Annotated in this window: 6 protein-coding genes and 1 pseudogene; 5 read left to right on the top strand and 2 right to left on the bottom strand. The window is 37.3% G+C overall.

Annotated elements, in window-relative coordinates:
- Positions 1-612 precede the first annotated feature (612 nt).
- Complete coding sequence (locus EWV84_RS07005) at positions 613-1344, top strand: undecaprenyl-phosphate galactose phosphotransferase family protein (protein ID WP_002760967.1); 732 nt, start codon at positions 613-615, stop codon at positions 1342-1344.
- A gap of 394 nt (positions 1345-1738) precedes the next feature.
- On the opposite strand, the gene EWV84_RS07010 is transcribed toward EWV84_RS07005, so the two are convergent.
- A complete protein-coding gene (locus tag EWV84_RS07010; RefSeq protein ID WP_287077415.1) occupies positions 1739-2311 on the bottom strand; it encodes a Uma2 family endonuclease in 573 nt (190 codons plus the stop codon).
- 205 nt (positions 2312-2516) lie between these two features.
- On the opposite strand from EWV84_RS07010, the gene ileS reads away from it, so the two are divergent.
- The 3 genes from ileS to EWV84_RS07025 all read left to right on the top strand — a co-directional run bounded on the left by ileS (position 2517) and on the right by EWV84_RS07025 (position 8248).
- Complete coding sequence (gene ileS, locus EWV84_RS07015) at positions 2517-5375, top strand: isoleucine--tRNA ligase (protein WP_287077417.1); 2859 nt, start codon at positions 2517-2519, stop codon at positions 5373-5375.
- A gap of 91 nt (positions 5376-5466) precedes the next feature.
- On the top strand, positions 5467-6498 hold the full coding sequence (locus EWV84_RS07020; RefSeq protein WP_287077419.1) for a hypothetical protein: 1032 nt from the start codon (positions 5467-5469) through the stop codon (positions 6496-6498).
- Positions 6482-8248 (top strand): DNA methyltransferase, encoded by a 1767-nt coding sequence (locus EWV84_RS07025; RefSeq protein ID WP_287077421.1) that lies wholly within the window; start codon positions 6482-6484, stop codon positions 8246-8248. The genes EWV84_RS07020 and EWV84_RS07025 overlap by 17 nt, the downstream gene beginning before the upstream one ends.
- Before the next feature lie 282 nt (positions 8249-8530).
- Here EWV84_RS07025 and EWV84_RS07030 read toward each other — a convergent pair.
- A pseudogene (locus EWV84_RS07030) lies at positions 8531-8659 on the bottom strand (IS30 family transposase); the annotation flags it as partial.
- A gap of 188 nt (positions 8660-8847) precedes the next feature.
- On the opposite strand from EWV84_RS07030, the gene EWV84_RS07035 reads away from it, so the two are divergent.
- On the top strand, positions 8848-9957 hold the full coding sequence (locus EWV84_RS07035; RefSeq protein ID WP_287077423.1) for a DUF262 domain-containing protein: 1110 nt from the start codon (positions 8848-8850) through the stop codon (positions 9955-9957).
- Positions 9958-10078: the final 121 nt, after the last annotated feature.

The raw sequence follows: 10078 nt of genomic DNA on the forward strand, positions 1-10078 counted from the left end.
TAATTGATTAGCTAGTTCTAGATCGAAAACAATTGGCAAAAATCGCAGCAATGTCTTTCTAGATCAGGGTTTCATCCCTTATAACCCCCGTCCATTACATAACACAAACCGAAGAACCTCTTTTTTTTGCTACCTTTAATCGCTTATGCGGTAAGCAAAGCACGACGTTTTTAAAAATTTTCAGCTATTTATTCCGAGAAATCGACTAAAAACGTTGGCAGATAAGGATTTGAGATAATGACATTTGAGAGAATGAAACGACCCTAAAGAGGGGGGGGGGAGATTCGGCTAATCTAAGAATAAGCGGTTTAAATACGTCTTAGCTTAATACTAAATCCTGTTTAAAAGGCATAGGAGAGCAGGGGAGAAGGGAGCGGGGAGCGGGGAGCGGGGGAGATGGGAGCGGGGAGAATAAATAAAAATAATCTCCTGAATTCTGACTACTGACTCCTAACCCCACCAACAAACTTTTTGCCGCAAACCCTAATTAGAGATTTTTCAGTACAAAGGCTCTAAAATGGCCCGTGCCAGTTATTGGCCTGAAGACTTGTTTTTTCGGTCTTGTGGCTTTATCATGGGTACTGTGTGGTGTGTGTGATGTGAAGGAGTAAGATGACTGCTAATAGCCAACTTATCTCCGTCAAGGCTCTACAAGCTTTGATGAAGCGAGGGTTCAAACCTTCGGTCTCTGGTAGACGGCATCAAAAATCTTGGTTAATAGCTTTAGACGGCGATACCTCAAAACGATTATTCGATATCGTTTTCTCCCTATCGGTTCTAATTTTCTTTTCGCCGCTTTATTTAATCTTAGCCTTATTGATCGCGATTAGTTCCCCCGGTCCGGTCTTCTATGTGCAGAAGCGCGTCGGTCAAAACTTCCAGCATTTCAACTGTATCAAGTTTCGTACTATGGTAATGGATGCGGATAAGGTATTAGAGAGACTGATGGAAGACTCTCCCCAACTGCGGGCGGAATTCGAGGATAATTTCAAGCTTAAGGACGATCCCCGTATAACTTGGATTGGCAAGTTTCTCCGCTTAACCAGTTTAGACGAGTTTCCCCAATTCTGGAACGTCCTGCGAGGAGATATGAGCGTCGTCGGTCCGCGGCCTTTAGTTCCCGAAGAATTGCAGAAATATGGCAATCGCATCGACAAAGTTTTAACTATTCGCCCCGGTTTGACTGGTTTATGGCAAGTTTCCGGACGTAATGACATCCCCTATCCCCTGCGGGTGCAGATGGATGTGTATTATGTTAATTCGCGTAACTGGTTAACCGATATCTGGGTAATCTTCAGAACTATCGGTGTTGTGGTTTTTCCCAAAAATAACGGTGCTTACTAAAGCGGTGAATAGTAATTAAAAATTACTCACTGCTGTTTCAATGTAATTAATCGCTAGACTGGAGGAGAGAAAGGCAGAACTTGCTTTTTTCTCCTCTTTTTTTGAGAAATATTATGACAGTAATTAGGGTTTGCCCTGACCTTACATGATCAAGCGCTGTCTTTCAGCTATGTTTATTGTTCCCTAGGGCAGTGGGAAACTAACAGCGATCGCTTCCCATAGACATAAAGTATAACCTAATTTGGTATTGACGAACAGCTACCCAAAACGAAAACTTCCTACAGGTTTGATAAATAGAATTAAATGCTTGATCATCTCGGTTTTTAGGCAAAGGGAGACAGATATACCCCTATCCCTAGGGACATAAAAGTGCGATGTCAAAAAAGAATTGTAATCATACCAAACCGGGGACTTTGCGATAGATAGAAGCGATCGATCCCCGGAATCCTACACGGGTAAATTCTACCTCATCTCCGGCTTCATAGATCTGTTCTTTCCAGATTCCCGAATCCTCGCGACGGTGACATTCGATTTTCATCTGGTTTTGATGGATAAGAATGTATTCTTTTAAGGTGGGACAGGTTTGATAATCACTAAATTTATCACCCCTATCAAAGGATTCCGTAGATTTCGATAATACTTCAATAATCAGAACGGGATAGAGAATAAAATCATCGGTATTGTTAATCTCTCTCTCGTCACAAACCACCGCAATATCGGGATAATAATAACAATTTGCCTCCTCTAACCGGACTTTGATATCGGAAGTGAGAACAAGACAGGGACTATCATCGAGATGGATATTCAATAAAGTGGCTAGATTAGTATTTAAGACAATATGCGGCTTTTTTGCCCCTACCATCGCATAAATCCGTCCTTTTCGGTACTCGTGCTTGATCGGACTGACTCTTTCCCCTTCTAGATACACTTCTGGAGAGACATAAAAAAAATTAGGATTCGTCACCATGGTCCTCATGCTCCCCATTCTCGAATAACTAAATTATAGCCTTTCGGAATCATTGCTCTTGGACTCAATCTCGGTAGACTAATAGATCAATGATTGTCACTTGTAATATAAATATTACAAGTGACAAAATAGAAATAACGACTCTCAAAGAGACGTTATTTAGGAATGAATCCCGAAAACGATTGATATCCATAGGTTTGCCAGAATGTCCAACGCTAAAAGTTACAAAGATACCGTTAATTTGCCCCAAACTGACTTTGATATGCGAGCAAATGCCAGCAAACGTGAGCCAGAAATCCAGAAATTCTGGCAAGATGAGCAAATATATGAGAAATTAGCGCAAAATAATCCCAAAGAATTATTTATTCTCCACGATGGACCACCCTACGCTAACGGGTCTCTGCATATCGGTCATGCTTTAAATAAAATTCTCAAAGACATTATCAATAAATATAAACTGCTGCAAGGCTACAAAGTGCGCTATGTGCCGGGTTGGGATTGTCACGGGTTGCCGATCGAACTGAAGGTTTTACAAAGTCTCAAAAGCTCGGAAAAAGAGGGTCTAACCCCTTTGAAATTACGTCAGAAAGCCCACGATTTTGCCCTTCAAACGCAAAAAGAACAGTGTGAAGGTTTCAAAAGGTATGGAGTCTGGGGAGACTGGGAAAATCCCTATTTAACCCTACAACCTGAATACGAGGCCGCTCAAATTGCCGTATTCGGAAAAATGGCCCTGAAAGGTTATATTTATCGGGGACTAAAACCGGTTCACTGGAGTCCCAGTTCTCAAACCGCTTTAGCTGAGGCCGAATTAGAATATCCCGAAGGTCACACTTCTCGCAGTGTCTATGTTGCTTTCCCAATTACGTCAGTTTCAACCCCGGTTTTAACGTCATTTTTGCCTAATTTATCCGTCGCTATCTGGACGACTACTCCCTGGACTTTACCCGGGAATTTGGCCGTCGCATTAAACCCAGAATTAAACTATTCAGTGGTGGAAACTAGCGAGTCTAATTATCTAATTGTAGCGACGGATTTAGTCGAAAAATTGGCCGACACTTTTAACCGGACTTTGACGATTAAAGCAACGGTTAAAGGTCTGGAATTAGAACATACTAAATATCGTCATCCTTTGTTTGACAGAGAAAGTGCTATTCTCATCGGTGGGGATTATGTCACCACCGATTCCGGCACTGGATTAGTTCATACTGCTCCCGGTCATGGTCAGGAGGATTATATCGTCGGCCAACGTTACGGTTTACCGATACTTTCTCCCGTCGATGATAAGGGAAATTTCACCGCAGAAGCGGGACAATTTGCGGGTTTAAATGTCTTGAAAGATGCCAATGAAGCAATCATTTTAGCACTGACAGAAAAGGGTGCGTTACTGAAAGAGGAAGCATACCAGCATAAATATCCCTACGATTGGAGAACCAAAAAACCGACAATTTTCCGCGCAACAGAACAATGGTTTGCTTCTGTGGAAGGATTCCGAGAATTAGCTTTAGAAGCGATTGATTCGGTGCGTTGGATTCCTGCAACAGGTAAGAATCGCATCACTTCTATGGTCAGTGAAAGAAGCGATTGGTGTATCTCTCGTCAGCGCAGTTGGGGGGTTCCTATTCCTGTTTTTTATGACGAAGAAACGAATGAACCTCTGTTAACGGAGGAGACGATTAATCACGTTCAAGCTATCTTCGCAGTCAAGGGTTCTAATGCTTGGTGGGAGTTATCCGTAGAGGAATTATTACCTCCCAGTTATCGCGATAATGGTCGCAGTTATCGCAAGGGAATGGATACTATGGATGTGTGGTTTGATTCTGGTTCTAGTTGGAATGCAGTGGCTAATGCTCGACCAGAATTAAGTTATCCTGCGGATATGTATCTAGAAGGATCGGATCAGCATCGGGGATGGTTTCAATCGAGTTTATTAACCAGTGTCGCTGCTAATGGTATTGCTCCCTATAAAACGGTGTTAACTCACGGTTTTGTTTTGGATGAACAGGGACGAAAAATGAGTAAATCTCTGGGTAATGTCATCGATCCTAATGTGATCATTAATGGTGGTAAAGACCAGAAAAAAGAACCCGCTTATGGGGTGGATGTGATTCGGTTATGGGTGTCCTCGGTGGACTATACCAATGATGTGAATATCGGTCAAAATATTCTCAAACAGTTGGTAGATATCCGTAATAAAATCCGTAATACTGCCAGGTTTTTACTGGGGAGTTTAAATGATTTTGATCCCGTTAAAGATGCGGTAGCTTATGAAAATCTACCAGAGATCGATCGCTATATGTTACATCGTATCTCGGAAGTGTTTACAGAAGTTACGGCAGCTTTTGAAAGTTTCCAATTTTTCCGCTTTTTCCAGACGGTACAGAATTTTTGTGTTGTCGATTTATCTAACTTTTATATCGACATCGCTAAGGATCGTTTATATATTTCTGATCCTAATTCTTTCCGTCGTCGCAGTTGTCAAACAGTCTATGCTATTGCTTTAGAAAATCTCGCTAAAGCGATCGCTCCTGTCCTGTCTCATCTAGCGGAAGATATCTGGCAATTTCTCCCCTACAAAACTCCTTATTTATCGGTGTTTGAGTCAGGATGGCTAAACATCGATCCTGCTTGGAATAATCGCGAATTGGCCGATAAATGGGCGAAATTACGTCAGCTACGCACCGAAGTTAATAAGGTGATGGAAACTGCCAGAAATGATAAAGCGATCGGTGCTTCTTTAGAGGCAAAAGTTTTACTTTATGTTCCCGATGAAACCTTAAAACAGGAGTTAGAATTATTCAACAATTGTGATAGTTTGACGGGGAATAAAGTCGATGAATTGCGTTATCTATTTCTCTCTTCTCAAGTGGAATTAGTCAGGGATATTAGCGCAATTCAAACCGCAGAATATAAGGGAGAATCGGACTTTGTTTCGGTGGGAATTGTCAAAGCAGACGGCGAAAAATGCGATCGCTGTTGGAATTATTCCACTCAAGTGGGAAAATTTGCCGATGATCCCACTATTTGTGAGCGCTGTAATGCCGCTTTAAAAGGAGAGTTCTAAGCTAAATTAAAAGGGTGCTTTATTTTTTAATAAAGCACTCTTAGTTGCTTATACAAACTTAAACTTATGGAAATTCAAGATTAAGAAAAATATGAATGTTAGCGATCTTAAGAAAACTGCCTTGATATATTGGCCAGTTGAATTAGCAGAAAAAGAAAAACTATCTAGTATAATTCCCTTGCTAATACGAACTCAAGAAAGTTTTATCAGTATATTAAGAATAGCATCTAAAGATCCATTCTCATGGATAACAGCCTTAGAGCTATGTGATGAACTTTATCCTAATCTATTTTTAAAACATCTCTGTGTTCTATCTGATATTGGTGGAGAAAATTTAAAACGATTCTCTTCAGAACTTTCTGATGATTTTTATTCTAAAGATTTTGAGTTTATATTTCGAGACAAAATTTATCAATACCAGTTTGTTTCTTTGAAAAATAGAGCTACATGGAATAATAGAAGTTTGGGTTTGGACGGGGAGGGGATATTAAAACCTTGTTCTCTTAGCCAAGAAATCCGAGATGTTATTATGCTAATAATGTTCGGTGGTTTGGCAACCTCTATAAATGTTCCTGATGAAATAGAACAAAAATGTATTCTTGGTGCTATGATAGGTAACATTAGACTTCTGGAAGAATATATTAAGCATCGTTACATCTGGGTTAGTAAAATTACTGGGGGAGCAAAATCGAATAGAATGGGTCAGCTTGCTCAAGAATACATTAGAGAAAAATTGAAAGTATATTTACCTGAGTGGGATTTTTCTAGAAAATCTATACCAGGAATAAGTCAAAATGAGGGTAGAACACTAACCAAATTTGATATAGTGGGAATACCACCTCATGATCAACCACCTTACTGGGGTATTGAAGTATCATTTCAATTTACTACTAACAGTGTTGTAGAAAGGAAAGGAAAATTGGCTAGAGATAGACGAGAAATTTTAAACAGACAGCACCATAAGGTTGCTTATGTAGTTGATGGAGCGGGAAATTTTGAGAGAAGTTCTTTTATACAAGACTTAATTGATTTTAGTGACTGTGTTGTTAACTTTAGTGAAAATGATCTTAAGCGTTTAGCTAAAACTATGGAGGATTCAATTAAAAATGACCCACAAAAGTGAAAATTGTCTGCCACTAAAAATTATTGAAATACAGCCCGATGCGTTAGAAGATAATTATCAAACTATAGGCAAAAAATCTAATGTCTATTTTCTTCATCTTTCGACTATTAAACAATGTAAACTCAAAGAAATATCTAATCTTAAAGATTACTTAATTAGTTTTGCAAATGAATTAGATGATAAAAGTGTATTGTGTATATTGTCCAATGCAGAAATTGCCTGTCAAGTCATATCGTTTTTAGAAAAATCTACATATTTCAAGCTATGGATTGCTATCAAAAGAAGTCAAGCATTAATGGATGAGAGCTATATGTTAGATAACCATGTATCTTTGACGATGTTTACTAAATACCGTTCACCTTTAAAGCATAATAAAACTTTAATTCAGTATTCTTATTGTCCCTCCTGTAATAAAACGACAAAAGATTATGGAGGTAAAAAACATTTATATAGTCCATTTGGAACATTAATGTCAGATGTGTGGAGGGACATAAGTTATTCTCATCAAAAAATACCTCAAGATATTCTTGAAAGAATAAAGGATCTTTTTGGTTTAGAACCATATCAATTTCTGTACTATATAGATCTACAAAATTATTTTGCCACCATTGACAATAATCAAAAAATAAAACCTATAGAAAATACAACTAATAATGTCATATACAAACAACCAAATAATTTGATTAAAAGCAATCTACTAATTAATGATGATTGCTTAAATTATCTACGATTATTACCAAATAATTCAATAGATTTTGTTTTTGCCGATCCTCCTTACAATATCCAAAAAAAATATGATATATGGAATGATTGTCAGGATAATAATCAATACATAAAGTGGTGTATTGAATGGGTCAATGAACTGGCTAGAGTATTAAAGAATGGAAAAACTCTAGCACTCCTCAATATTCCTATATACTTGGCTAAATACTATGAATTTAGCCAAGAAGTTTTAGAATTTCAAAATTGGATAGTTTGGGAAAGTCTTAGTCTTCCTGTGAGACAAATAATGCCTGCACATTATGGTATTTTGTGCCTAAGCAAAGGTGAACCAGAAATTAAAAAAATTAGCAATGAAAGTATTTATGATTATAATTTTTCTTTAAAAGAATGGTATTGTATTAGAGAGCAATGTATAAAAAAAAGAAATAAAAATAAAACAGTAGATAGAGAACCGTTAACTAATATATGGTGGGACATTCATAGACTCAAGCATAATTCAAAACGTGTAGATCACCCATGTCAACTACCTCCAACACTAATGAAACGTATTCTCACTATATTTACCGAGGAAAATGATGTAGTATTAGACCCCTTTAATGGCTCTGGTACAACTACTCTTGTTGCCTCTATCATGAACAGACGATACATTGGCATTGAAATTTCTGAGCAGTATCATTCTTTAGCTGAACAAAGACATATAGAGTTAGAAAATGGTCTTGATCCATTTGCTAAAAGAGATATTATTCCTCAGGTTAAAAATAGTAGAGTTAATCGTATTAAAAAACAAAAATATGATGTTTCTAAAAAAACTTTACAGCTAGAAGTGAGAGATATAGCGCTAAAAATAGGGCGAAAACCAACCAGAGAAGATATAGAAAAGTACAGCCAATACCCTTTCAGATACTTTAACGAATATTTTGCTGATTGGGGAGAAGTTTGTAGTGCTGTCGGTGATAAGGGTATGCAAGAAAACAAGGACATAGATAACTATCCAGACTTTAAGCAGCTTGAGCTACCATTTGAGTGATTCTTAATGAAGAATTGCAACGTCATAAATGTTGACTTATTTCTCCAACGGCTCTCTTGGATTTGGTGGGTAAAATGTATTCTAAGATACATTTCTCCTAGCGAGGGGGTGGAAGGAACCACAGAGACACAAAGGACACAAAGATTGATCGATCCTATGTAAGTTAAACTGATCACATAGAACCTAGAAGAGCCCTCCAACGATCGCTTAGTCAAAATTAAACCCCCTAACCAGCGAAAATTAACTGTAAGCGCTCGAAAAACTGGGAAAATATTCAATTGATTTCTGACTCAACTCTTGATGTCCAAAAAATTCTTTTACCTTGTCACAAGTAAAGGTTTTTCTTTTTTCGACGGGAATCTTTTGGAAAAGTTTTTCGGTCACTCGATTGATTTCACTTGCGGTTTTATCCCAATTTTCAGTAGATAGCATCCGAGAGATAAATTTCCCTCTTGACCAAGTTGGTAGAGCAAGTTTCTTTGTTCTATGTTAAGATGTTAGTGGCTTCGTTTTTGGGTCTGATTTGTTGTTGTATTGATCGGACAATACCTGATGAGCCTTTTTTAGAGATTTTATAGATATTAGGAGGGAAAAAAATTATGGTTAATTATCTCAGTCAAGAAGAGAAATTACTAGCAGCCGAAGAAGAAAAGTATCGAGAGGAAGAAGATGATGTGGATTTTCCTCCTGTAGATATTATTGCTTATAATGAGCAGCGTTCCTGCTCTGATCTAGTTAGAATGTATCAAAAAAAACAATTGGTTATCGATCCAGATTTTCAAAGAGATGTGGTGTGGAGTGAGGCACAACAAACTCGTTTTATTGATAGTTTAATGAAACAGTTACCGATTCCTAGTATGTGTATTAGTCTTGACTATAAGACAGATAAACGCTATATCATTGATGGATTACAACGAATTAGTACCATCGTCAAATTTTTAACTACTGAAAATTGGAAGCTATCAAAATTAGCTGATGTAGATTCGTCTATTTCTGGAAAAACAGTTGAAGAAATAAAAACTCAGCATGAAGAATTATATGAACGCGTAGAAAATATGACTATTCCCATCACCATGATTCGCTATGACTCCAGCGAAAAAGCTCATAATACTTATATTTTTACCATTTTCCATCGCTTAAATACCGGTGGAGTAAAACTCAATAATCAGGAGATCAGAAATTGTATCTATAATGGCAAGTTTAATAGTTTTTTAAAAGAATGCGCTCAATATGAAAACTGGCTTTTGCTGATGGATCGAAAGCAGCAAAAAGCATCTCGATTTGAAGATGAAGAATTAGTGCTTCGTTTCTTTGCTTTTTATGATGACTACAACAACTACAAGGGGAAATTGACAGGATTTTTAAATGATTATATGTATAAATATAGATTTGCTCACGAAGATTTTATTCAAGATAAAGATCAATTATTTAAGCAAACTGTTGACTTGATTTATGATAGAATCTTCAAAAAGGAACCTCTCAAAACCAGTAAAGTTATTGCTGAGGGAATTCTCTTAGGAGTTGCCAAAAATTTAGATACTTTAGTCAATCTCTCCAATAGTGAATTACAAGACAAGTATTCTAGATTAATAAAATCTGAACCATTTTTGACTAAAAATTTAGCTGGTGGTATTTATCAAAAAGATAAGGCTTTAGAGAGAATTAATACATCTATCAAAATTTTTTCATCTACTGGTAATGATTACTAAAAGTGGCTCTTCGGGAATTGTTATGCAAATAATTAACTTAAAATAAAATTCGATGAGAGCAACTACGCTCAAAAGTAGCTGAAATTCATACAGGAAAGGACTTAAGGCACAAAAGGGTTAA

Origin of the sequence: Microcystis sp. M_QC_C_20170808_M3Col (assembly GCF_007095505.1) — a bacterium.
Lineage (GTDB): Bacteria > Cyanobacteriota > Cyanobacteriia > Cyanobacteriales > Microcystaceae > Microcystis.

What these genes read in the sequence shown, in the direction of transcription:
- EWV84_RS07005 (WP_002760967.1), top strand. Translation starts at nt 613, where the DNA reads ATGACTGCTAATAGCCAACTTATCTCCGTCAAGGCTCTACAAGCTTTG.
- EWV84_RS07010 (WP_287077415.1), bottom strand. Translation starts at nt 2,311, where the DNA reads ATGGTGACGAATCCTAATTTTTTTTATGTCTCTCCAGAAGTGTATCTA.
- ileS (WP_287077417.1), top strand. Translation starts at nt 2,517, where the DNA reads ATGTCCAACGCTAAAAGTTACAAAGATACCGTTAATTTGCCCCAAACT.
- EWV84_RS07020 (WP_287077419.1), top strand. Translation starts at nt 5,467, where the DNA reads ATGAATGTTAGCGATCTTAAGAAAACTGCCTTGATATATTGGCCAGTT.
- EWV84_RS07025 (WP_287077421.1), top strand. Translation starts at nt 6,482, where the DNA reads ATGACCCACAAAAGTGAAAATTGTCTGCCACTAAAAATTATTGAAATA.
- EWV84_RS07035 (WP_287077423.1), top strand. Translation starts at nt 8,848, where the DNA reads ATGGTTAATTATCTCAGTCAAGAAGAGAAATTACTAGCAGCCGAAGAA.